Here is a 23,466-nt window from a genome sequence, read left to right as displayed (position 1 = left end):
CCCGCGCACTGTCTCCGCCCCGCGCACCGCCGTGGCGCGGCGCCACCGGAGGCGGGGGCTCCCCGGCCCCGGTCCCTCCGGTCTCCCCTTCCTCCTCTTCCTCCGCTTCCTTCCTCTCCTCCCCTTCCTCTTCACCCCCCACCGCATCCCCGTCCCCCCTTCCGCCCACCCCACTGCACGGGCGATACGCGTGCGAAGGAGCCCGCGATGAGCGACATGATCAACGCGGACCTGGTCGACCTCGACCTGTCCGCCGACACCAAGGAGGCGGCGGCGCGCGCCCTCGCCGAACGCATGGTGGCCCTGGGCCGGGTGACCGACCTGGAGGGCTTCCTCGCCGACGTCGCCGCCCGCGAGGCCCAGATGCCGACCGGCCTCGACGGCGGCATCGGCATCCCGCACTGCCGCAGCGAGCACGTCACCGAGCCGACGCTCGCCTTCGGACGCAGCGCCGCCGGGATCGACTTCGGCGCGGCGGACGGCCCCGCCGACCTGATCTTCCTCATCGCCGCACCGGCCGGTGCCGACGACGCCCATCTGACGATCCTGTCGTCGCTGGCCCGGCAGCTGATGAACGCCGAGTTCACCGACGCGCTCAGGTCGGTGGACGACGCGTCGGCCGCGGCGGCGCTCATCCGCGGGGACGAGCCGTCCACGGCCGGCGGGCACACCACCGCGGGCGCGACGGCGCCACCGGCGGCGGCCGAGAGCGGCTCCGGCTCTGATTCTGATTCCGGTTCTGGCTCTGGCCCCGGTTCCGGTTCCGCAGACTCCGTGGCGGTGCCGGCGGCGGCCTCCGCCGGCGCCGCCACGGGCACCGACGACGCCGGGGCCGGGGCGGACCGCCCGTTCCGGATCGTCGCCGTCACCTCCTGCCCCACCGGTATCGCCCACACCTACATGGCGGCCGAGTCACTGGAGAACGCCGGACGGGAGGCGGGCGTCGAGGTCGTCGTCGAGACACAGGGCTCGGCCGGGTTCACCCGGCTCGACCCGGCCGTGATCGCGGCGGCGGACGGCGTGATCTTCGCCCACGACGTGCCCGTACGGGAGAAGGACCGCTTCGCGGGCAAGCCGACCGTCGACACCGGCGTCAAGGCGGCCATCAACCGCCCCGCCGAACTGATCACCGAGGTCCGCGGCCGGGCCGAGCGCGGCGAGGCCACCGCGTCCGCCGCGCCCGGCGGCACGCCCGTGGAGCGCACCGGCGAACCCGGTGAGGGCTACGGCACCAAGCTGCGCAAGTGGCTCATGTCCGGCGTCAGTTACATGGTCCCGTTCGTCGCGGCGGGCGGTCTCCTCATCGCCCTCGGCTTCGCGATCGGCGGCTACGAGATCAACAAGGCGCCGTCGGTCATGGACCACTTCGTGTGGACCCAGGCCGACAGCTGGGGTGCCCTGCTCTTCCAGATCGGCGGCGTCGCCTTCGGCTTCCTCGTCCCGGTCCTGGCCGGCTACATCGCCTACGGCATGGCCGACCGGCCCGGTCTCGTCCCCGGCTTCGTCGGCGGCGCGATCTCGCTCACCATCAGCGCCGGCTTCCTCGGCGGCCTCGCGGCCGGCCTGATCGCCGGTGGCGTGGTGATCGCGATCCAGAAGGTGCGCATCCCGGCGGCGCTGCGCGGCATCATGCCGGTGGTGGTGATCCCGCTGATCTCCTCGGCGGTCGTCGGCTTCCTGATGTTCGTGGTCATCGGCAAGCCCATCGCCCAGGCGCAGAAGGGCATGACCGACTGGCTGAACGGCCTCACCGGCACCAACGCCGTCCTCCTCGGCGCCCTGCTCGGCCTGATGATGTGCTTCGACCTCGGCGGCCCCGTCAACAAGGTCGCGTACACCTTCGCCACGGCCGGTATCGCCGTCGCGAACCCCGGCGACTCCGCCATGAAGATCATGGCCGCGGTGATGGCGGCCGGCATGGTCCCGCCGCTGGCGATGGCCCTGGCCACCACGGTCCGCGGCAAGCTCTTCAACCGCACCGAACGGGAGAACGGCAAGGCCGCCTGGGTGCTGGGCGCCTCCTTCATCTCCGAGGGCGCGATCCCGTTCGCCGCCGCCGACCCGCTGCGCGTGATCCCCGCCTCGATGGCGGGCGGCGCGGTCACCGGCGCCCTGTCCATGACCTTCGGCGCCACGCTGCGCGCCCCGCACGGCGGCATCTTCGTGGTCCCGCTGATCGGCAACCCGTTCCTCTACCTGATCGCCATCGCCGCGGGCGTCTGTGTCACGGCGGCCCTGGTGATCGTCCTGAAGGGCCTGCGCAAGCCGGCCACGGGAGCGGGCCCGGCCGGTCCCGGCGAGGGCACGCCGGCCTCGTCGACGCGGACGAAGCAGCCGGTGGCCGCGTAGCGCCCCGCGGCGAGAGCACCGGCGGAACAGCGACGGCTCGCCCCTTCTCCTCCCCTCGGGTCTCGTCCCTTCGGGGAGGTACGGGCCGTTCGCGCCGGCCGCGGGACCGATCACCGTCCTCACGGTCCGGGGTCACGACCCCGGACCGTGGTGTGCACGGGAGCGCGCACGGGGCGCGGGAGGCTGAGCGCCACCGCCCGTGCCGTCGCCGGGGAATCCGCGCCGTCAGGGGATCTGCGCCGCCCGCCGCTCCATCGCGTCCCGGGCCGCGTCCTCGTCGGCGTACACCTCGCACATGTGCCGTCCGTCGGGCGTGGCCGTGTGCTCGACCTCCCACAGGGAGATCTCCCTGCCGTCACGCAGCAGGAACGCGTGCTCGTAGAGCGAGAAGCACAGCCCCGGGCGCCCCGCCCGGGACGGGCGGCCGAAGGCCTGCGTGATCTGGTACGCGGACGCCGTGGCCAGCAGCCGGGCCGTCTCCGGGCCCGGCCGGTCGGCGTTCTCCGCACGCCGCAGTAAACGGCGCGCGTGATCCGCCGAGCCGTCGGGGACGTAGACGTGCCGTGGCGCGGGCACCGGGGGGAGCTGCACCGTCACCGGCAGCTCGAAGTCCGGGGTGTCCGGCGGCAGCGGCAGCCGGGAGGTGGCGGTGCGCAGCTCCTCCTCGTCGACGTACAGCTCGTGCTGCGGCTCGCTGCCCGGCGCGGTGTTGTGGACGAGCTCCCAGAGCGTGAGCGCGGAGCCGTCGGCGAGCAGCCAGGTGTGCCGGTACGTCTCCCGGTGCAGGCCCGCGCTGTGGTGCGCGGAGTGCAGCGAACCGTCGTGCGCGAGCGCGCAGTCCAGCCGCCGTATCGTCTCGTCCGGCAGCTCGAAGGAGTTCAGGGCACGGCCCAGGAGCCGCGCGAGGTGCTCTTCGGGGGACTCGGGTGAGTCGGGTGGTTCGCACGCTGCCGTCTCGTACGGAACGCTCAAGGTTTCTCCCGGCGTTGCTGCATGTCACCTTGTGGGTGCATACCGTAGCCCCTCGGTCGGACATCATGTCCGGGAACCGAGAAAACGTACGGAGACAAAACGAGCGGGCCGCGTGAAAGATTCCCACGCGGCCCGGCCCGTCCCTCAAAAACCTTGGTCAGCCGGTACGTTGGCGCCAACCGATCAGACGGCGCTGCCCGCCACCCACTGGTTCCACTCCATGTTCCAGCCGTTGAGCCCGTTGTCCGGCGCCACCGTGGTGTCGGGGGAGTTCTTCACGATCACGACGTCCCCGAGCAGGGAGTTGTCGTAGAACCACTTGCCCGGGGTGTCGCCCTGGGCGCCCTGCACGTCCTGCAGGCCGACGCAGCCGTGGCTGGTGCCCTGCCGGCCGAAGGGCGGATTGGCCTTGTTGTACCAGTAGTTGCCGTGGATGAAGGTGCCGGACCTGGTCAGCCGCATCGCGTGCGGCGCGTCCGGGATGTCGTACTCGGACCCCAGGCCGACCGTCTGGCTGTTCATCCGGGTCTCGACGAACTTCTCCGAGATCACCATCTGCCCGTTGTACGTGGTGTGCTGCGCGCTGCCCGTCGAGACCGGGACGGACCTGATCGTCTTCCCGTCCCGCACGACCGTCATGGTCTGGGTGGCGGTGTCGACCGTGGAGACCTGCGAACGCCCGACGGTGAAGGTGACCGTCTTCTTCTGCACCCCGTGGACGCCGTTCGCGCCCTCGACGCCGTCCAGGTCGATCTTCATCGTGACCTTGGAACCGGCCTTCCAGTATTCCTGGGGCCGGAAGTCCAGCCGCTGCGCGTTGAACCAGTGACCGACCACCTTCTGCCCGCTGCTGGAGGTGACGGAGATGTGCGACTGCACGGCCTTCTTGTCGGTGATGGCCTTGTCGAAGGTGAACGACACCGGCATCCCCACCCCGACCGTGGTGCCGTTGTCCGGGGTGTAGGTGCCGATGAAGCTGTTCGCCGGGGTGACGGTGGTGAAGGTGGAGTGGGACGCCGCGGTACGGCCGTCGCCGTCCTCCGCGGTCGCCGCTATCCGGTACTTCGTGCCGCGCTCCAGCTGCTCCTTCGGCTTCCAGACGCGTCCGTCGGCGGAGACCGAACCCGGTACCGCCTCTCCCGTCTCCGCCACCGTCATCCTCACCTCCGTCAGCCGGCCGCCGCTGACCTTCACTCCGGTGGTGTTGATGGACGCGCCGGTCGAGCCGTCCTCCGCCGAGATGGCTATCTTCGCGACGGACGTCTTCGGGGAACCCTTGCCGCCCTTGGCGTCGTCGTCCCCCTCGGCGTTCGCGCTGCCGCTGCACGCGGTGAGGGTGAAGGTGCCGACCATCAGGGCGGCACAGGCCACCAGCGCGCGCCGCGCTGCAATGTCCGGCGTTGTCACGGGCTGCTCCAGGTTCACATGAGGTGGGTGATCCGTTCCGATTACGTGAAGGAAGAGGGGATCGGCACCCACCCGGGTTCCACCGACCCCCCGTGAACGGCCGCACGGTGACAGAACCGGGACAATCGGCTGCTCGCGGCGGGACCGGAGGGGCCCCGGGGGCCCGCCCCCCGCCCCCGCCCCCGCCCCGCCCCCTCTCCGTCCCGTCAACGGACGCCGTACAGCTCCCCGTACGACGGCCACGCCCCGCCCGGCCCGTCCACCGACTCGGCGGCGCGCACCGCCCGTACGATCGCGCGGGTCACCAGGTCCGCGCCCGCCGCGAGGATGTCGTTCAGGGCGAGCGGGTCCGTCGCGTCGAGCGGGTGCTCGCCCGTGGCGAGGGCGAACACCGTGTCGCCGTCGTTGAGCAGGTGCACCGGCCGCACGGCTCGCGCGATGCCGTCGTGCGCGGTGCCGGCCAGCTTCTGCGCCTGTGCCTTGGAGAGGTCCGCGTCGGTCGCGACCACCGCCAGCGTGGTGTTGAGCGGGGGCGGCGCGTTCCGCCCGGCCAGCTCCGCGAGCCGCCGCCGCGCGGCCTCGTGCACCTCCGCCGCCGGGTGGCGCACCCGGCCCTGGAACAACTCCCCGTACAGCACCCCCGTTTCCGGATCCACCGCCGACCCCGCCGCGTTGGCCACCACCAGCGCGGCCACCGTGATCCCCGAGTCCAGCACCGTGCTCGCGGTGCCGATCCCGCCCTTCACCGGCCCGACCGTGGCTCCCGTGCCGGCGCCCACGCACCCCTGCGGCACCCGCGCCCCCGGCCCGCTCGCCGCCGCGGCCTCGACCGCGGCCCGGCCGGTGGCCGCGTCCGGCCGGGCCCGGAAGTCGCCGCCCCGGCCCAGGTCGAAGACGCAGGCGGCCGGTACGACCGGCACCACGTGCGCGGGATCCGGCCCGACGCGCACCCCGCGCCCCCGCTCCTCCAGCCAGGCCATCACCCCGGACGCCGCGTCGAGCCCGTAGGCGCTGCCCCCGGTCAGCACGACCGCCTCGACCTTCCGCACGAGGTTGCGCGGATCGAGCGCGTCGGTCTCCTTCGTGCCGGGGCCGCCGCCGCGCACGTCCACCGCGGCCACCGCCCCGCCCTCCGGCGCGAGCACGACCGTGGTGCCGGTGAGCCAGCCGTCGCCGGTGCGCGTCGCATGCCCCACGCGCAGGCCGGCCACATCCGTCAGAGCGTCATGTGTCAGAGCGTCATCTGCCATGGCGCCAGTGTCGTCCAGTCACCGCACCGGTCCCGCACCGGTCGTCGACGGAGGCCCGGACGGTCCGGATGCTTCGGGCCGCTGGATGCTCCCGGCCGCCGGGAGGACGGGCGAGGACCGGTGAGTTTCTCCGCGCTCCGCAGTCAGTCAGTGGTAGACGGTGTGCCGCAGCCGCGAGATCGGTTGACGCGGGTACCGGACGGACCGGCTGGGAACCGGCCACGAGACACTGGGGAGACCACACATGCGCACCCTGATCAGCACCGCCTTCGTCTCGCTCGACGGCGTCGTGGAGGCACCGGGCGGCGAGCCCGGTTACCGGAACTCGGGATGGACGTTCAAGGACGTGGAGTTCCTCCCGGAGGCGTACGAGATCAAGGGCCGGGAGCAGCAGGAGGCCACCGCGATGCTGCTGGGCCGCGTCAGCTACGAGGCGTTCAGCCCGGTCTGGCCGGCCATGGAGGAGTTCGCCGACTACAAGGCGATGCCGAAGTACGTCGTCTCGACCACCCTCACCGAGGACGCCCTGGTGCCGGACTGGGGCGAGACCACGATCCTGCGCTCGCTCGACGAGGTCGCCGCGCTGAAGGAGACCGAAGGCGGACCGATCATCGTCCACGGCAGTGCCACCCTCGGCCGGAACCTCTCGGACGCCGGCCTGATCGACCGTTATCACCTGCTCGTCTTCCCGCTCCTGCTCGGCGCGGGCAAGCGTCTGTTCAGCGACACGGACAAGGACGCCCAGAAGCTGAAGCTCGTCGAGCACGAGGCGTACGCCAACGGCATCCAGAAGAACGTCTTCGACGTCGTCCGCTGACGACGCTTCCGCGGCCGCCCGCCGTGGCGCGGAGCGACCGCGTCCTTCGGGGGCGCGGTCGCCGGCGACCGGCGGGCCGGGCCGCCCCGCCCGGTTCGCCAGGAGCCGTACCCTGGACGCATGAGCACCGCCCCCGATCCCCGGCCGCGCGCGCCGAAGCCCGCGCTGGTCTTCGACGACCCGCTGGACCAGCAGTCCTCGGACGACACCGACCGCGGGTGGGGAGAGCGCCCGTCCGGTGACGGAGCGGCCGACCTGAAGCGCTTCCTCGACGAGAAGCCGCCCCACCACATCTGACCCGCCCACCGGCGGACGGGCCCTAGCGCTCGCCCCGGTCGGAGCCGCGCTGTGAGACCAGGGCGTCGCGGATCTCCTTGAGCACCTCCAGCTCGGACACCTCGATGATTTCCTGCGTGCTCTCCTTCGCCTTCCTGCGGGCCTCCACCCGGGCCAGGTACCTGGCCATGGGCAGGACCATCAGGAAGTAGACGACCGCCGCGGTGATCAGGAACTGCAGCGTCGCGCCGAGGACGGAACCCCACAGGATCCTCACGCCCGTCGCGGCGTCGCCGGTGCCCTCGCAGGGGCCCTTCAGGCACGAGCTGTAGCTGTCCAGGTTCTTGGTGCCGAACGCACCGACCAGCGGATTGATCACGCCCTTCACGACCGAGTTGACGATGTTGGTGAAGGCCGCGCCGATCACCACCGCCACGGCCAGATCGACGACGTTCCCGCGCATCAGGAAGGCCTTGAAGCCCTGCCAGACGCCGGATTCCTTCTTCTCGCTCACCTCGGGGCCCCATCTCACGTGCGCAGCGCGCGGAACAAAACGCTCCGCAACCTACGTCAGCGTGGGACCGGCGTGTCCAGCCGGGTTGCCCGGAGGAAGGACCGGACCCGCGGACGCGACTCGGAAAGGCACGGTTCACCAGGGCACGGTTCACCACAGGGTCACCGCCAGCCGTGCCGTGGCGCTCGCGCCGGCCAGCTCGGCCGCGGTGGAGCGCGGCACCGACAGCACCACCAGGGCCCCGCCGTCGCTCGCGCCCTCCGGCGGTTCCGGCACCTCGGTCACCCGCGCCCCGCGCGCGACCACGCGGGCCGCACCGCCGGACACCGCCTCCTCGGCGGCGATCACGTCCACCCGGTCGCCCGGCCGCAGCAGCCGTACCGCGGCCGCGTCGGCGATCCGCACCGGTGCCGTGACCGTCTCTCCTGCCCGCCGGGTCCCCACCGGACGGTCTTTGGCGGCGGCCGAAGCCGCGCGGGCGGACACGGGCCCGCCGGGATGCCCACGGGACCGGTCGGTGTCCCGCGGACCCGCCGCCACGAGCGCCGCCGCCGTGACCGCGAGGCCGACGGCCACGGCCCGCCTCCGGTGCCGGGCGAGCCGGCCCGGGTGCAGCAGACCGCCGCGCACCCGTACGGGGGCGAAGAGCGGAACCTCGCACCGGGGAGGGACGTCGGCGCCGGGAGGGCGCGGCACCGCGGAAGAGGAGGAGGGGGTAGGGGAGAGCGCGGAGGGACGGAGGGACACGGGACCACCACCTGCGACGAGGGACCGGCTTGCGATCCCCACGATGAGGCCTCGCGCCGCGCCCCGCCGGGCCCTGTGGACACGCAGCCGGTCTGTGGACATCCCCCTCACCCGAAGGAGAGGCTCCGCCCGCCCACCGTGCCCGCACTCCCCGGGCCGCCCCGCGCCCTACGGCAGCGCGAAGCCCGGGTCCGTCCCGCCCAGTGCCGACGCGCACAGGCAGTCCCGCTCGCCCGTCGCCGGCAGGGCGGCCACCGCGTCGAAGAGCACGCCCCGCAGCCGGTCCACGTTGGCGGCGAACACCCGCAGCACCTCGTCGTGGGAGACGCCCTCACCGGCCTCGGCGCCGGCGTCGAGGTCGGTGACCAGGGTCAGGGAGGTGTAGCAGAGCTCCAGCTCACGGGCGAGGGCCGCCTCGGGGTGGCCGGTCATGCCCACCACCGACCAGCCCTGCGCCTGGTGCCACGACGATTCGGCGCGGGTGGAGAAGCGCGGCCCCTCCACCACGACCAGCGTGCCGCCGTCCACCGGCTCCCAGTCCCGGCCGCGCGCCGCCTTCAGGGCGGCCGCGCGCCCGGTGGGGCAGTAGGGGTCGGCCAGGGACACGTGGACCACGTTCGGCACCGTGCCGTCGGGCAGCGGCAGCCCGTCGAAGTACGTGTTCGCCCGGGACTTCGTACGGTCCACGAGCTGGTCCGGCACCAGCAGCGTGCCCGGTCCGTACTCGGGGCGCAGACCGCCCACCGCGCACGGCCCGAGCACCTGGCGCACACCGGCCGACCGGAGCGCCCACAGGTTGGCCCGGTAGTTGATCCGGTGCGGCGGCAGATGGTGGCCGCGTCCGTGCCGGGGGAGGAAGGCGACCCGGCGGCCGGCCACCTCGCCGAGGAAGAGGGAGTCGCTGGGGGCCCCGTACGGGGTGTCCACCTGGACCTCGGTCACGTCGTCGAGGAAGGAGTAGAAACCGGAGCCGCCGATCACACCGATCTCGGCCGTCGCCATGTTCGCCATGCTCCGCACCCTAACCGCACCCGGGAACGCCGAGGACCCCGTCGTCGCACGACGGGGTCCCGGAAGTGTGCGGTCCTACGCGGCGGTGGTGGCGCCGGCCGACGAGCCGGAGCCCGAGCCGGAGCCCGAGCCGGAGTCCGAGGAGGACGACGCGGAAGACGTCGACGAGGAGGAGTCCGACGACTTCGACGACGCCGGGGAGCTGCTCGACGAAGAGCCCCGGCTGTCGTTGCGGTAGAAGCCGGAACCCTTGAAGACGATGCCGACCGCCGAGAACACCTTCTTCAGGCGACCCTCGCAGCTGGGGCACTCGGTCAGAGCGTCGTCGGTGAACTTCTGCACCGCCTCGAGGCCCTCGCCGCACTCGGTGCACTGGTACTGGTAGGTGGGCACTGTCTTCCTCCTGGCACTCTCACTCGATGAGTGCTAACGACGGTCCATAGTGACCTATTCCTTGCGCTCAGTCCACTGGGACGGGGGTGCGGTGATCCACGCCACGTGCGACCGTGCGCCCGCGCGGGGCCGGCACCAGCCGTGACCGGAGCGCCAGCAGGGTCACGAGGGCGAGCACCGTGCCGCCCATCGGCACCAGGAAACCGGCGCCGCCCCAGAGGCGGTCCTCCAGCTGCCCGGCGATCGTGACGGCGGCGGCCTGACCGAGCGCGACCGCGCCGGTCAGCCAGGTGAAGGCCTCGGTGCGGGCACCGGCCGGGACCAGGTCCTCCACCAGCGTGTAGCCGGTGATCAGGGCCGGTGCGATGCACATGCCGACCAGGAGGCCGAGCCCGGCCAGCAGCAGCGCCGACTGGGCGGTCCACAGGGCCGAGGCGGTCAGCGCGAGCGCCGCGTACCCGATGAGCAGACGCCGCTGCGGGGCGGCCTTCCAGGCGATGGCCCCGCAGGCGATGCCGGCGAGCATGTTGCCCGCGGCGAAGACGCCGTACAGGACGCCGTTCAGGCCGGGCTCGCCGATCGACTCGGTGAACGCGGCCAGCGAGACCTGCATGCCGCCGAAGACGGAACCGATGCCCAGGAAGGTCACGATCAGCACGCGCACTCCGGGGACGCGCAACGCGGAAACGTGCTCCGCGCGCGCGTGTCCGCCGCCGGCGACCTTCGGCTGCGTGCCCCGCTGGGCGGCGAACAGCAGACCGCCGACGAGGGTCAGCGCGGCCTCGGTGACGAGGCCCGCGGCCGGGTCGACGGCCGTGCACAGGGCCGTGGCCAGCAGCGGCCCGACGACGAAGGTGAACTCGTCGGTGACCGACTCGAAGGCCGCCGCCGTGGCCATCAGCGGGGAGTCCTTGAGCTTCGCGCCCCAGCGGGCACGCACCATGGGCCCGACCTGCGGCACCGAGGCGCCCGTGGGCACGGCGGCGGCGAACAGCGCCCACAGGGGGGCGTCGCTCAGGGCCAGCGCGGTCAGGGCCAGCCCGGACAGGGCGTGCACCAGGACACCGGGCACGAGGACCGTGCGCTGCCCGTGACGGTCGGCCAGGCGGCCGCTGTAGGGGGCGAACAGCGCCATGGAGACGCCGGTGACGGCCGCGACGGCGCCGGCCGCGCCGTAGGAGCCGGTGGTGTGCTGCACCAGCAGCACGATGGAGAGGGTCAGCATCGCGAACGGCTGGCGTGCCGCGAAGCCGGGGAGCAGGAAGGTCCAGGCGCCGCGGGTGCGCAGCAACTGTCCGTATCCCGGGCGGGAGGTGGCCGCCGAGTCCTTCGACGTGGTGACCGTGGATGCCACGGCCCGTGCCTTTCCGCCGCCTGGTAGCGCGGCCCGCGCGGGTCGGGCGGGCGCGCCGAGAGCTGTCCTCTTGCGCTGACTGCGGTAGATACCGGCGCCACAGCTCAGGGCGTTCCGGCCGCCATACGGTCGCGCCAGCTCTGCGTCAGGCAGAGTTGGTTCGATCAGGTCATCTGGGGGTCGCCTGCATCATACAGGGATCAACGGGCCGTGCGCCTGTGAAAACGAGCACCACGGGGCGCGCACGCCTGTGAAGGGGAGGGGGTGAATCCGGCAAAGCACCCCTTGGCTCCACCGGGCGGGGCCCTCGGGCGCGCCACCGCCTTGACGCGTTCCCCCGACGCACCCGCCGTGCCGGCGCCCCGCCCCGGCGCCCCGCCTCAGCGCCCCGTCTGTGCGCCGTTGGCGCCCAGCCAGCCGGCCAGCTTGCCGCCGCGGCCCACCGCGCGCAGGCGCCGTTCGGCGGCGTCCCGCACCGGATCGGTGGCGACGACGAGCAGTTCGTCCCCGCGCCGCAGCGCCGTCGTGGGCAGCGGGACGAACGACTTCCCCTCGCGGACGACGAGGGTGACGGCGGACCCGGCGGGCAGCCGCAGTTCGGCGACCTCCACGCCGTGCATCCTCGAACCGTCCGGGATGACGACCGACAGCAGATGCCCGCGCAGCCGCTCCAGGGGCGCCGACTCGATGCCGAGGTCGGCGGCCTCGGAGTCCTCGCCCAGGTGCAGCTTCCGGGCCAGCCAGGGCAGCGTCGGGCCCTGGACGAGGGTGTAGACGACGACCAGGATGAAGACGATGTTGAAGATCTCGCGGCTGGCCTCGACGCCCTCCACCATCGGGATCGTCGCCAGGATGATGGGCACGGCGCCGCGCAGCCCCGCCCACGACATCAGCGTCTGCTCCTGCCAGGGCACCCGGAACGGCAGCAGGCACACCACGACGCTCAGCGGGCGGGCCACCGCGGTGAGCACCAGCCCGATGACCAGCGCCGGCACGATGCCGTCACCCAGCTCGTGCGGGGTGACCAGCAGGCCGAGCAGGACGAACATGCCGATCTGGGCGATCCAGCCGAGTCCCTCGGCGAAGCCGCGCGTGGCGGGCCAGTGCGGCAGCCTGGCGTTGCCCAGCACCATCGAGGCGAGGTAGACGGCGAGGAAGCCGCTGCCGTGGGCGATGGCGCCCACCGCGTAGGCGGCGACGGCGATGGCCATGACGGCGATCGGGTAGAGGCCGGAGGCGGGCAGCGCCACGTGCCGCAGCGCCCAGGCGCCCAGCCAGCCCACCGCGAGCCCGATGGCGGCACCGATGACCAGCTCCAGCGCTATCTCGCCGATCAGCACGTACCAGTGCTCCACCGGACCGGCCGTGGAGAAGGCGACGACCAGGATGACGACGGGGGCGTCGTTGAAGCCGGACTCGGCCTCCAGCGTGCCCGTCACGCGCGCGGGGAGGGGGATCTTCCGCAGCACCGAGAACACGGCCGCCGCGTCGGTCGAGGACACCACCGCGCCGATGATGAGCGCCTGCCGCCACTCCAGCCCGATCAGGAAGTGCGCGGCCGACGCCGTGACCCCGACGCTCACCGCGACGCCGGCCAGCGCGAGCGCGGAGGCGGCGGGCAGGGCCGGTCTGATGTCGCTCCACTTGGTGCCCAGGCCACCCTCGGCAAGGATCACGACCAGGGCCGCGTATCCGATGACCTGTGTCAGCTCGGCGTTGTCGAAGTGGATGTCGCCGATGCCGTCCTGGCCCATGGCGATGCCGATGCCCAGATAGACGAGCAGGCTGGGGAGCCCGCTGCGCGAGGAGATCCGGACCGCTGCGACGGCGACGAGCAGGACGATCGAACAGACGAGCAGGAGCTGGTTGAGGTGGTGGACAGTCAGCGGCCGTTCCCTTCCCTGACTCATGCGCATCCGCGCGTGAGCTCACGTACATCGCATGCGATCCACCGCTTCCGCGGCAAACTACTTCGTTACCTTACCTAACTCTTGACGCTTTCTTGACGCTCGCGGGGGCAGGATCGAACGTCCTTCCGGGCTGGTTCCCGACTCCGCGTCAAGGGCTGCCGGGCCCTGCGCCTATCGTTGCTCCAGCGCTCAGTTAAAAGCACAGCCCGACCTGCCGCTCGCGTTAGGACAGCAAGGACAGCGATGCCCACCGACACCACCGCCTCCACGGGTCAGCAGGCCGGCAAGTCCGGCAGGAAGAAGGGGCGCAAAGCCCGCCTGATCGTGCTCGTCCTGGTGCTGGCCCTGATCGGCGGCGTCGCCTACGGGGCGTACTGGTCCGTCAGCACCGTGCGCGCCTCCTTCCCGCAGACCAAGGGCTCGATCACGCTGCAGGGCCTGTCGGGAACCGTCGACGTCAAACGCGACGGTCACGGCATCCCGCAGATCTACGCCTCCTCCGACGAGGACCTGTTCATGGCGCAGGGCTACGTCCAGGCGCAGGACCGGTTCTACGAGATGGACGTGCGCCGGCACATGACCTCCGGGCGCCTGTCGGAGATGTTCGGCGAGAGCCAGATCGACAACGACGAGTTCCTGCGCACCCTGGGCTGGGACCGGGTCGCGAAGGAGGAGTACGAGAAGAAGCTCTCCCCCTCCACGAAGAAGTACCTCCAGGCGTACGCCAAGGGGGTCAACGCCTACCTGGAGGGCAAGGAGGGCAAGGAGATCTCCCTGGAGTACGCGGCGCTCGGCTTCACCAACGACTACAAGCCCGAGAAGTGGACCCCGGTCGACTCGGTGGCCTGGCTGAAGGCGATGGCCTGGGACCTGCGCGGCAACATGCAGGACGAGATCGACCGCGCCCTGATGACCAGCCGCCTCGGCCCGAAGCAGATCGCCGACCTGTACCCGGAGTACCCGTACGGCCGGAACAAGCCGGTGATCCAGGAGGGCCAGTACAACGAGCTCACCGGGACCTACGAGCAGGGTGAGAGCGCGAGCGGCACGGGCACAGGAACGGGAACGGGCATAGGGACCGGCACCGGTGCGGGCACGGGCACCGGTACGGGCACGGGTGCAGGGACCGGCATCGGTGCAGGCACCGGCACCGGCACCGGCACCGGTGCAGGAACAGGTACCGGCGGTTCCGCCGTGGAGAGTCAGCTGGCCGGTCTCCAGCAGGTCCTGGAGGACCTGCCCACCGCCGTCGGCGTCAACGGTGACGGCATCGGCTCCAACTCCTGGGTGGTCTCCGGTGAGCACACCATCACCGGCAAGCCGCTGCTCGCCAACGACCCGCACCTGTCGGCCTCGCTGCCGTCCGTCTGGTACCAGATGGGCCTGCACTGCCGCAGCGTCTCCGCCAAGTGCCAGTACGACGTCGCCGGCTACACCTTCGCCGGCATGCCCGGCGTGATAATCGGCCACAACCAGGACATCGCCTGGGGCCTGACCAACTCCGGCGTCGACGTCACCGACCTCTACCTGGAGAAGATCACCGGCGACGGCTACCAGTACGGCGGCAAGGTGGTGCCGTTCGAGACCCGCGAGGAGACCATCGCGGTCGCCGGCGGCAAGGCACGGAAGATCGTCGTCCGCGAGACCGGCAACGGCCCCCTGCTCTCCGACCGCTCCGCCGAGCTCGTCAGGACCGGCAAGAAGGCCACCGTCGACAGCGCCGCCCCCGACCGGGGCGACGGCTACGGCGTCGCGCTGCGCTGGACCGCGCTGGAGCCGGGCCGCACCATGGACTCCGTCTTCGCGATGAACCGCGCGAAGGACTGGGACGACTTCCGCGAGGCGGCCGCCCTGTTCGAGGTGCCCTCGCAGAACCTCGTCTACGCGGACACCGAGGGCCACATCGGCTACACGCTGCCCGGGAAGATCCCCACCCGCGCGGAGAACCACGACGGTTCGGTCCCCGCCCCCGGCTGGGACCCCGACTACCGGTGGACCGGCTGGGTCGAGCAGGACGCGCTGCCCTACGAGTACGACCCGGAGCGCGGCTACATCGTCACCGCCAACCAGGCCGTCGTCGGCGAGGACTACCCCTACACGCTGACCACCGACTGGGGGTACGGCGCCCGCAGCCAGCGGATCACCGACCTGATCCAGTCGAAGATCAAGGACGGCGGCAAGATCTCCACCGACGACATGCGGCAGATGCAGCTCGACAACTCCAGCTCCATCGCCAAGCTGCTGGTGCCCGAACTGCTCAAGATCGACGTCGGTGACAAGGACGTGCGCGAGGCGCAGAAGCTGCTGGAGGGCTGGGACTACACCCAGGACGCCGACTCGGCGGCCGCCGCCTACTTCAACTCGGTCTGGCGCAACGTCCTCAAGCTCGCCTTCGGCAACAAGCTGCCCAAGGAGCTGCGGCCCAAGGGCCAGTGCCTGTGGGTCGAGCCGGTCAACACCACCGGGCCCGCGGACGAGGCCGGCAAGGTGCGCGAGTGCGGTCAGCGCGACGCCGACCAGGCGCAGCCCGACGGCGGCGACCGCTGGTTCGAGGTGGTCCGCAAGCTGATGGACAAGGAGGACAGCGACTGGTGGAAGACCCCCAAGACGGGCACCCGCCCCGGCGCGGACAACCGTGACGAGCTGTTCAAGCGCGCCATGATCGACGCCCGCTGGGAGCTGACCGCCAAGCTCGGCAAGGACATCGACTCCTGGAGCTGGGGCCGGCTGCACCGCCTGTTCCTGAAGAACCAGACGCTCGGCACCGAGGGCCCCGGCTTCCTGCAGTACGTCCTCAACCGCGGCCCGTGGAAGCTCGGCGGCGGCGAGGCGACGGTCAACGCGACCGGCTGGAACGCCGCCGGCGGCTACGGGGTCGTGTGGGTGCCGTCCATGCGGATGGTGGTCAACCTCGGCGACCTCGACAAGTCCCGGTGGATCAACCTCACCGGCGCCTCCGGGCACGCCTACAACCCCCACTACGTCGACCAGACGGACAAGTGGGCCGAGGGCGAACTGCTGGAGTGGCCGTACTCGGACAAGGCGGTCCAGGAGAACACCAGCGACACCCTGCTGCTCAAGCCCTGACCCGGCCGGACCGGTACGCGAAGGCGGCCACCACGCACGCGTGGTGGCCGCCTTCGCGTGTCAGGGCCTCACCTTCGCGTACGCCTCACCCTCACGTACCGGGACCTCACCGGAACCGCCGCACCCCCGACGGTGTCACCACCGCGTGCACCGGCCGGTCGTGCGGCTCCTCGGGGACGTGCGCGACGACCTCGGAGTCGTACAGCAGCACCACCAGCGCCGGGTGCGCGCCCGCGCGCTCCAGCCGGGCGAGGGCCCGGTCGTAGGAACCCCCGCCGCGCCCCAGCCGCATCCCGCGCGCGTCGACGGCCAGGCCCGGCAGCAGGACGGCGTCCGCCCCGGTCACGGCGTCCGGCCCGAGGCGCTCCCCGGCCGGTTCGAGGAGCGCCATCCGTCCGCCGTGCCGCACGCGTACGAGGGAGCCCTCTCCCGCGTACGCGCCCCAGTCCAGGTCGTTGTCGGGCAGCAGGACGGGCAGCAGCACGCGTACGCCCCGGGCGCGCAGCGCGTCCAGCAGCGCGAGCGTGCCGGGTTCGCTCCCCACGGAGACGTACGCCGCCACCGTGCGCGCGTGCGCCAGTTCGGGCAGCCCGAGCGCCTGCCGGGCCAGCGCGGTCGCGGATTCCCGCACGTCATCCGCCGTCAACTCGTTCCTCACCGTGAGGATTTCCCGCCGCAATACCCGCTTGTCAGGCTCGCCCGCGCGTTCGCTGTGCTTCAAGATTGTCCCCGTACCGTTCCAATATGCTCATATGATCCACAAATAACCGGAGCCTCAGATTCCACACAATGGCACCGGATAGGGTGGCGGGCATGATTCACTCGCACCCCCGGATCAGCAAGGCTGTCATCCCCGCAGCAGGTCTCGGCACCCGGTTCCTGCCGGCCACCAAGGCCACTCCCAAGGAGATGCTGCCGGTCGTCGACAAGCCGGCGATCCAGTACGTGGTCGAAGAGGCGGTCGCCGCGGGCCTCGACGACGTCCTCATGGTGACGGGCCGCAACAAGCGCCCCCTGGAGGACCACTTCGACCGCAACTACGAGCTGGAGTCCGCCCTCGAGAAGAAGGGCGACGCCGACCGGCTCGCCAAGGTGCAGGAGTCCAGCGACCTGGCCACCATGCACTACGTCCGCCAGGGTGACCCCAAGGGCCTCGGCCACGCCGTCCTGTGTGCCGCGCCGCACGTCGGCGACGAGCCCTTCGCCGTCCTCCTCGGCGACGACCTGATCGACCCGCGCGACCCCCTGCTCCGGCGGATGATCGAGGTCCAGGAGCAGCGCGGCGGCAGCGTCGTCGCGCTCATGGAGGTGGCCCCCGAGCAGATCCACCTCTACGGGTCCGCCGCCGTCGAGGCCACCGAGGACTCCGACGTCGTCCGGGTCTCCGGCCTGGTCGAGAAGCCGGACCCCGCCGACGCCCCCTCCAACTACGCCATCATCGGCCGCTACGTCCTCGACCCGGCCGTCTTCGGCATACTGCGGCGGACCGAGCCGGGCCGCGGCGGCGAGATCCAGCTCACCGACGCCCTCCAGCAGCTCGCGGCCGACGAGAGGATCGGCGGCCCGGTGCACGGCGTCGTCTTCAAGGGCCGCCGCTATGACACCGGCGACCGCGGCGACTACCTGCGTGCCATTGTCCGGCTCGCGTGCGAACGTGAGGACCTGGGCCCGGACTTCCGGTCCTGGCTCCGCCGTTACGTCACCGAGGAGATGCAGGAACGTTGAGCACCGCCGCGCCCCGCACCGCAGGCCCGGACCACCTCTGGTCGGTGGACGAGCACCTGGACGACATCCTCGCCACCGTCCGGCCCCTCGAACCCATCGAGCTGAACCTCCTCGACGCCCAGGGCTGCGTCCTGGTCGAGGACGTCACGGTGCCGGTGTCCCTGCCGCCGTTCGACAACAGCTCCATGGACGGGTACGCGGTGCGGGTCGCGGATGTCGCGGGCGCGAGCGAGCGGTACCCGGCGGTCCTCGACGTCGTCGGGGACGTCGCCGCCGGCCAGGCCGACCTCCTCCACGTCGGCCCCGGTCAGGCCGCCCGCATCATGACCGGCGCCCCGCTCCCGCCGGGCGCCGAGACCGTGGTCCCCGTGGAGTGGACCGACGGCGGCCTCGGCGAGGGCCCGGCCGCCGGGATGCGCGCCCGCAGCCTCGCGCCCGAGGGCGCCACCGGGCAGGTGCGCGTCCACCGCCCGGCACCGGCACGCGCGCACGTGCGCGCCCAGGGCAGCGACGTCAAGGCCGGTGACCGCGCCCTGGAGGCCGGCACCGTCCTCGGCCCGCCGCAGATCTCCCTGCTGGCCGCGATCGGCCGCGGCACGGTCCGGGTGCGCCCGCGCCCGCGCGTGGTCGTGCTCTCCACCGGCAGCGAACTCGTCCAGCCGGGCGAGGAACTGCGCTCCGGCCAGATCTACGACTCCAACAGCTTCGCCCTCACCGCCGCCGCCCGCGACGCCGGCGCCATCGCCTACCGGGTGGGCGCCGTCGCCGACGACGCCGTGACCCTGCGGGACACCATCGAGGACCAGCTGGTGCGCGCCGACCTGATGGTCACCACGGGCGGCGTGAGCGTCGGGGCGTACGACGTCGTCAAGGAGGCGCTGTCGTACGCGGGCGACGAGGACGAGCCGGGCAGCGGCATCGAGTTCCGCAAGGTGGCCATGCAGCCGGGCAAGCCCCAGGGCTTCGGCTCCATCGGCCCCGACCACACCCCGCTGCTGGCCCTGCCCGGCAACCCGGTCTCCTCCTACGTCTCCTTCGAGCTGTTCGTCCGCCCCGCCATCCGCACCCTGATGGGCCTGGCGGACGTCCACCGGCCCAGGACCCGCGCGAGGCTCACCGCGGACGGGGCGCTGACCTCGCCGAAGGGCCGCCGCCAGTTCCTGCGCGGCCGGTACGCGGACGGCACGGTGACCCCGGTCGGCGGCGCCGGATCCCACCTCGTGGCGGCCCTCGCACAGGCGAACGCGCTGATCGTCGTCCCCGAGGACGCCGGGTCCGTCGCGCCGGGCACCGAGGTCGAGGTGGTCCTGCTCGGCTGAGCCCCGCTGGTGGGCGGTACCGTGTCGCGCACAGCAGGCCCGTGCGCCGCACCGCGACGGGCCAGGACCGGGAGCGCCGATCAAGCATGACTGTGCCGTCCCCGGGGAAGACCCCCGGACCCCCTGAGCAGGACCGTACGCAGGACCGTCTGACCCACATCGACGAGGCGGGCGCCGCCCGCATGGTCGACGTGTCCGGCAAGGACGTGACCGCACGCACCGCCCGTGCCACCGGCCGGGTCCTCGTCTCGCCCCGCGTGATCGAGCTGCTGCGCGGCGAGGGCGTCCCCAAGGGCGACGCCCTCGCCACCGCGCGGATCGCGGGCATCATGGGCGCCAAACGCACCCCCGACCTCATCCCGCTGTGTCACCCCTTGGCGCTGTCCGGTGTGAAACTGGACCTGTCGGTCGCGGACGACGCCGTGGAGATCGCGGCGACCGTGCGGACGACGGACCGCACGGGCGTCGAGATGGAGGCGCTCACCGCGGTGTCCGTCGCCGCGCTCACCGTGATCGACATGGTCAAGGCGGTCGACAAGGAGGCGGTCATCACGGACGTGCGGGTGGAGGAGAAGACGGGCGGCAAGTCGGGCGACTGGAGCCGGGCATGAGCTACCGCGCTCTCGTGGTCACCGCCTCCAACCGGGCCGCCGCCGGTGTCTACGAGGACAAGGGCGGCCCGATGGTCGCCGAGTACCTGGACCGCCTCGGCTTCGCCGTCGACGGCCCGCGGGTCGTCCCCGACGGCGACCCGGTGGAGTCCGCCCTGCGCGCGGGCGCCGACGCCGGGTACGACGTGATCGTCACCACCGGCGGCACCGGCATCTCGCCCACCGACCGCACCCCCGAGGCGACCCGGCGGGTGATCGACCACGAGGTGCCCGGCATCGCGGAGGCCATCCGGGCGTACGGCCGCGAGAAGGTGCCGACGGCCGCCCTGTCCCGGGGCCTCGCGGGGGTCGCGGGCCGGACGCTGATCGTCAACCTGCCCGGGTCCCGCGGCGGGGTGAAGGACGGCCTGGCCGTGCTGGAGCCGCTGCTGAGGCACGCCGTCGACCAGCTGCGCGGCGGTGACCATCCCCGGCCGGACGACAGTGGCGGAGGTGCCAGCTGAACCGCTCCTCCTGGCCCGTCGAGCTGGTGGACGGCGACATCGTCCTCCGGCCGATAAAGCTGCGCGACCAGAAGGCCTGGCGCGAGGTCAACCGGCGCAACCGCGACTGGCTGCGGCCGTGGGAGGCGACCATCCCGCCGCCCACGCCCACCGGCCCGGTCACCCACCGGCCGACCTACCGTCAGATGGTCCGCCACCTCAGGTCCGAGGCGAACGCGGGCCGGATGCTGCCGTTCGTCATCGAGTACCAGGGACGCCTCGTCGGCCAGCTGACCGTCGCCGGGATCACCTGGGGCTCGATGTGCTCGGGGCACGTCGGCTACTGGGTGGACGAGGCGGTGGCCGGCCGCGGGGTGGTGCCGACGGCCGTCGCGATGGCCGTGGACCACTGTTTCCGCACCGTCGGACTGCACCGCATCGAGGTCTGCATTCGCCCGGAGAACGGGCCCAGCCGCAGGGTCGTGGAGAAACTCGGATTCCGCGAGGAGGGGCTGCGCCCGCGCTATCTCCACATCGACGGAGCCTGGCGCGACCATCTCGTCTTCGCGCTGACGGCGGAAGAAGTCCCCGACGGTTTGCTCGGCCGCTGGCACCGGGCACGCTCCCGGTACGGGCGGTCCGGGAACGAACCGCCAGGAAACGAGCGTTCGGCGAACGAGCGGACCGGGAACGGGCGCCGCAACCCGTGAATACCGCACGCCCCCGGAAATTGAATATATGTTCGAAATTGAGCGTGGGTGACCGCCTTCCGGCCTGGAATTCCCGGGTCTGACGGTCCGCTGATCGCATCGGTCGCAAAAAAAGTTCGAAATATCAGCCAGATCGTGCGACACACCGGCTCAATTGGCGGATGGCCCCATGCAAACCCCTCTACCGTGTGAGGCGTGAGCAGCAGCGGCCTCATCTACGCAGTCATTGTCGGGGCCTGGGCCGCCTACTTGGTGCCGATGTGGCTCCGTAGGCAGGACGAGCTGAACGAGGCCCGTCCAACGGAACGCTTCAGCACCGCCATCCGATTGCTGTCCGGACGGGCGGGCATGGAGCGCCGGTACGCCAAGGACCTGCGGGCGCGCTCCGCCGACGAGGGGGAGCAGAGCGTCCACGACCCGGACGCGATCACCGACTCGGTGGACGTCCGGGCCTTCGCCGTGTCCCAGACCCGTCCGCAGACGCGGGTGCCCCTCCCGCCGTCCCCCGCGGAGCGGCCGGAACCGGCCCCCGAGCAGCAGGACGACCGGTTCCCGCGCGAGCGCGCGGACCGGCGCGGGCCCGAGCCCGGCGCGGCACACGCGCGTGTCCCGGCCGCCCGGCGCGGATCCGCGGACCGGCGGACCCAGGACGCGCAGGGGGCCCGCGCGGCGCAGGCCGCCGCGGCGCGCGCCCAGCGCTCGAAGGTGCTCGCCCGCCGCCGGCGCACCACCACGCTTCTCTTCCTCGCCTTCACGCTCGGCGCGATCGTCGCGGCGGTCGGCGGGCTCGCCTTCCTGTGGGCGCCCGGCGTGCCCGCGGTGCTGCTCAGCGCGTACATCGCGTACCTGCGCTCCCAGGAGCGCCGCCGTTTCGCCTACCAGATGGACCGCCGCCAGGCCGAGATCGCCGCCCAGCGCCTGCGCGAGCGGGAGCGCCGGTCGCGCCGCCGTCCGGCCGTCGAGGAAGCCGACGCCGACGAACCGGAGGGACCGGAAGCCGGAGTCGCCCCCGACCCCGATCTCGGCCTCTCCGCGCTCGCCGCGGACCGGCGTGCGCTCGTCGAGCAGACCGACCACGCGGAGTGGGTCGACCAGCAGCGCGAGCGGCAGCGGCGGCCCGGACAGGGCGGCGACAGCTGGGACCCGGTCCCGGTGCCGCTGCCCACGTACGTGACCGCCCCGGTCGCGCCGCGCGCCACCAGCGACGTGGACCTCGGCGCGCCGGACACCTGGAGCTCGGCCCGCTCGAGCGCCGTCCCGCCCGAGGAGGCGCCGGCTCCCGACGAGGAGGCGGACCCGGACCCGGCCGACGCCGGGGCGGGGGAGCGGGCGGACGGCGACGGGCGCAGTGACGTCCGGCGGGCGGCGTCGGCCCGGCGGTCCCGGGAGCGCGGCCGCACCCCGCTGTTCGACCAGTACGAGGACGGGGAGCGGCCTCGGGCCGCCAACGAGTAGCCCCGAAGCGGCGGACGGCGGGTGACCGGCAACGGATTTCCGAGCAGGCCGATCGGGATGCTAAAGTTTCACTCGTTGCAAGGGCCTGTGGCGCAGTCCGGTAGCGCACCTCGTTCGCATCGAGGGGGCCAGGGGTTCAAATCCCCTCAGGTCCACCGCAGCTGAGCCCCCGCCGGGAAACCGGCGGGGGCTTCTTCGTGTGAGCGTGGGGGAGCCGCCCTCACGACTCTGTGGTGGTCGTCACGTGAGCTTCAGCGGCGGTCCGTGGCTCGCGGGTGCCCGGTGCCGGCGAAGGTGATCCGGCATGTCGCCCGGGCGGGGCCCGGGAGACACCGGACACGGCCGCCACCGGTGAGCTCGACCCGCCACTGCCCGCAGGCCGTCCGCGATACAGGCCATGTGCCGGGCTGCCCTCCACCGGTGGTGCCGGGCCGTCTCCGGGGCCGGTCCGGGTGCGGTGCGCAGGGTGACCCAAGCGCGTTGGGTGTTCCCCCGGGCCTGCCGGGTGAGGGGACCTTGCCTCTGACGTGGGCCGGTGCGAGGAGGGGCGGGACGGCACCGTGACGGGATCTCAGCCGGTGTCGTCTCTCGGCGGAGCTTCCGCGTGGTCGCCTCACTCGGAGTCTGCCGGTCGGGTTCGAGCGCCAGTGTGGCGAGGAACGCGCGCACCGTTGCGGCGAACCCCGCGGGATCGGTCTCGTGCACGGTGCGTCCGGGAGAAGTCCGGTCCCCTGTCGGAGAAGCCGTGTCCGCGCTGATCGGGGGCCACGACCCGCCAGTCGGGACACAGCGTCCGCGCCAGGTTCGTGAAAGTCCGGCCCTCGTTGAAGTGGCCGTGCAACGCGAGCAGGGGCCGCCCCGGGCCACCGAAGTCGAGGCAGGACAGGCTGCGCCCGTCCACTGTCATGGCTGCGCACACCGGTTCGGAGGGGGACATCGGCATCATGGGGGTCAGCCTGCCACCCGCGCAGCGCCCCGTGGTGCCGGGCATGGCATCGCCCTGTCCTGGCGTGACCACCGACATCACAGAAGGTGAGCCAGGCCCTGTTCTGGTGAACAGGGCCGACGGGGCGCCCC

The 23,466-nt window shown here is 72.4% G+C and carries 20 protein-coding genes and 1 tRNA gene; 11 read left to right on the top strand and 10 right to left on the bottom strand.

Translation table 11 applies throughout. From position 1 onward, the window contains the following. Positions 1-207: 207 nt before the first annotated feature. The gene (locus RIM90_RS01560; RefSeq protein ID WP_309058660.1) at positions 208-2,349 is read left to right on the top strand and encodes a fructose-specific PTS transporter subunit EIIC; all 2,142 of its coding nucleotides are present in this window, start codon (positions 208-210) and stop codon (positions 2,347-2,349) included. Between the two features lie 225 nt (positions 2,350-2,574). Here RIM90_RS01560 and RIM90_RS01555 read toward each other — a convergent pair whose 3' ends face one another. The 3 genes from RIM90_RS01555 to RIM90_RS01545 all read right to left on the bottom strand — a co-directional run bounded on the left by RIM90_RS01555 (position 2,575) and on the right by RIM90_RS01545 (position 5,978). Beyond that, on the bottom strand, positions 2,575-3,321 hold the full coding sequence (locus RIM90_RS01555) for a DUF6227 family protein (RefSeq protein ID WP_309058659.1): 747 nt from the start codon (positions 3,319-3,321) through the stop codon (positions 2,575-2,577). A gap of 183 nt (positions 3,322-3,504) precedes the next feature. Further along, positions 3,505-4,728: an Ig-like domain-containing protein gene (locus RIM90_RS01550; protein WP_309058658.1), complete on the bottom strand. Its 1,224-nt coding sequence runs from the start codon at positions 4,726-4,728 to the stop codon at positions 3,505-3,507. 206 nt (positions 4,729-4,934) lie between these two features. Then, positions 4,935-5,978 carry a P1 family peptidase gene (locus RIM90_RS01545; RefSeq protein WP_309058657.1) on the bottom strand — a complete coding sequence of 348 codons (1,044 nt, stop codon included), beginning with the start codon at positions 5,976-5,978 and terminating at the stop codon, positions 4,935-4,937. Positions 5,979-6,222: 244 nt separating this feature from the next. Here RIM90_RS01545 and RIM90_RS01540 point away from each other — a divergent pair, with 244 nt between their 5' ends. Next, positions 6,223-6,795 (top strand): dihydrofolate reductase family protein, encoded by a 573-nt coding sequence (locus RIM90_RS01540; protein WP_309058656.1) that lies wholly within the window; start codon positions 6,223-6,225, stop codon positions 6,793-6,795. 120 nt (positions 6,796-6,915) lie between these two features. Next, positions 6,916-7,092 (top strand): hypothetical protein, encoded by a 177-nt coding sequence (locus RIM90_RS01535; protein WP_309058655.1) that lies wholly within the window; start codon positions 6,916-6,918, stop codon positions 7,090-7,092. Positions 7,093-7,114: 22 nt separating this feature from the next. On the opposite strand, the gene mscL is transcribed toward RIM90_RS01535, so the two are convergent. From mscL to RIM90_RS01505, 6 genes are all read right to left on the bottom strand, one after another. After that, positions 7,115-7,585, bottom strand: coding sequence for a large conductance mechanosensitive channel protein MscL (gene mscL, locus RIM90_RS01530; RefSeq protein ID WP_309058654.1), 471 nt, complete (start codon positions 7,583-7,585; stop codon positions 7,115-7,117). A 150-nt stretch (positions 7,586-7,735) separates the two neighbouring features. Next, complete coding sequence (locus RIM90_RS01525; RefSeq protein WP_309058653.1) at positions 7,736-8,281, bottom strand: hypothetical protein; 546 nt, start codon at positions 8,279-8,281, stop codon at positions 7,736-7,738. A 219-nt stretch (positions 8,282-8,500) separates the two neighbouring features. Continuing rightward, on the bottom strand, positions 8,501-9,343 hold the full coding sequence (locus tag RIM90_RS01520) for an S-methyl-5'-thioadenosine phosphorylase (RefSeq protein WP_309058652.1): 843 nt from the start codon (positions 9,341-9,343) through the stop codon (positions 8,501-8,503). 75 nt (positions 9,344-9,418) lie between these two features. Then, positions 9,419-9,736, bottom strand: coding sequence for an FmdB family zinc ribbon protein (locus RIM90_RS01515; RefSeq protein WP_309058651.1), 318 nt, complete (start codon positions 9,734-9,736; stop codon positions 9,419-9,421). Between the two features lie 67 nt (positions 9,737-9,803). Then, a complete protein-coding gene (locus tag RIM90_RS01510) occupies positions 9,804-11,090 on the bottom strand; it encodes an MFS transporter (protein ID WP_309058650.1) in 1,287 nt (428 codons plus the stop codon). Positions 11,091-11,470: 380 nt separating this feature from the next. After that, positions 11,471-13,006, bottom strand: coding sequence for a potassium/proton antiporter (locus RIM90_RS01505; protein WP_309058649.1), 1,536 nt, complete (start codon positions 13,004-13,006; stop codon positions 11,471-11,473). A 237-nt stretch (positions 13,007-13,243) separates the two neighbouring features. Between RIM90_RS01505 and RIM90_RS01500 the strand changes: the two genes are divergently transcribed. Continuing rightward, complete coding sequence (locus tag RIM90_RS01500) at positions 13,244-16,087, top strand: penicillin acylase family protein (RefSeq protein WP_309058648.1); 2,844 nt, start codon at positions 13,244-13,246, stop codon at positions 16,085-16,087. Between the two features lie 106 nt (positions 16,088-16,193). On the opposite strand, the gene RIM90_RS01495 is transcribed toward RIM90_RS01500, so the two are convergent. Next, positions 16,194-16,808, bottom strand: coding sequence for a 5-formyltetrahydrofolate cyclo-ligase (locus RIM90_RS01495; protein WP_309058647.1), 615 nt, complete (start codon positions 16,806-16,808; stop codon positions 16,194-16,196). A gap of 92 nt (positions 16,809-16,900) precedes the next feature. Here RIM90_RS01495 and galU point away from each other — a divergent pair, with 92 nt between their 5' ends. From galU to RIM90_RS01460, 7 genes are all read left to right on the top strand, one after another. Continuing rightward, positions 16,901-17,812 (top strand): UTP--glucose-1-phosphate uridylyltransferase GalU, encoded by a 912-nt coding sequence (galU, locus tag RIM90_RS01490; protein WP_309058646.1) that lies wholly within the window; start codon positions 16,901-16,903, stop codon positions 17,810-17,812. Beyond that, positions 17,809-19,131 carry a gephyrin-like molybdotransferase Glp gene (gene glp / locus RIM90_RS01485; protein WP_309058645.1) on the top strand — a complete coding sequence of 441 codons (1,323 nt, stop codon included), beginning with the start codon at positions 17,809-17,811 and terminating at the stop codon, positions 19,129-19,131. Before galU ends, glp begins: the two co-directional genes overlap by 4 nt. 86 nt (positions 19,132-19,217) lie before the next feature. After that, entirely contained in the window at positions 19,218-19,742 is a 525-nt protein-coding gene (gene moaC / locus RIM90_RS01480) for a cyclic pyranopterin monophosphate synthase MoaC (RefSeq protein ID WP_309058644.1), read from the top strand. Beyond that, on the top strand, positions 19,739-20,245 hold the full coding sequence (locus RIM90_RS01475; protein ID WP_309058643.1) for a MogA/MoaB family molybdenum cofactor biosynthesis protein: 507 nt from the start codon (positions 19,739-19,741) through the stop codon (positions 20,243-20,245). Before moaC ends, RIM90_RS01475 begins: the two co-directional genes overlap by 4 nt. Before the next feature lie 26 nt (positions 20,246-20,271). Further along, positions 20,272-20,934 carry a GNAT family protein gene (locus RIM90_RS01470; protein ID WP_309058642.1) on the top strand — a complete coding sequence of 221 codons (663 nt, stop codon included), beginning with the start codon at positions 20,272-20,274 and terminating at the stop codon, positions 20,932-20,934. A gap of 195 nt (positions 20,935-21,129) precedes the next feature. Then, a complete protein-coding gene (gene glpR, locus RIM90_RS01465; protein WP_309058641.1) occupies positions 21,130-22,389 on the top strand; it encodes a gephyrin-like molybdotransferase receptor GlpR in 1,260 nt (419 codons plus the stop codon). An 81-nt stretch (positions 22,390-22,470) separates the two neighbouring features. After that, positions 22,471-22,544: transfer RNA gene (locus tag RIM90_RS01460), tRNA-Ala, on the top strand. The last annotated feature ends 922 nt before the right edge of the window (positions 22,545-23,466 follow it).

This window comes from Streptomyces sp. (assembly GCF_031181555.1).
Classification (GTDB): domain Bacteria; phylum Actinomycetota; class Actinomycetes; order Streptomycetales; family Streptomycetaceae; genus Streptomyces; species Streptomyces fimbriatus.
Note: the sequence above shows the minus strand (reverse complement) of the source record. Positions and strands in the feature narration are given on the sequence as shown.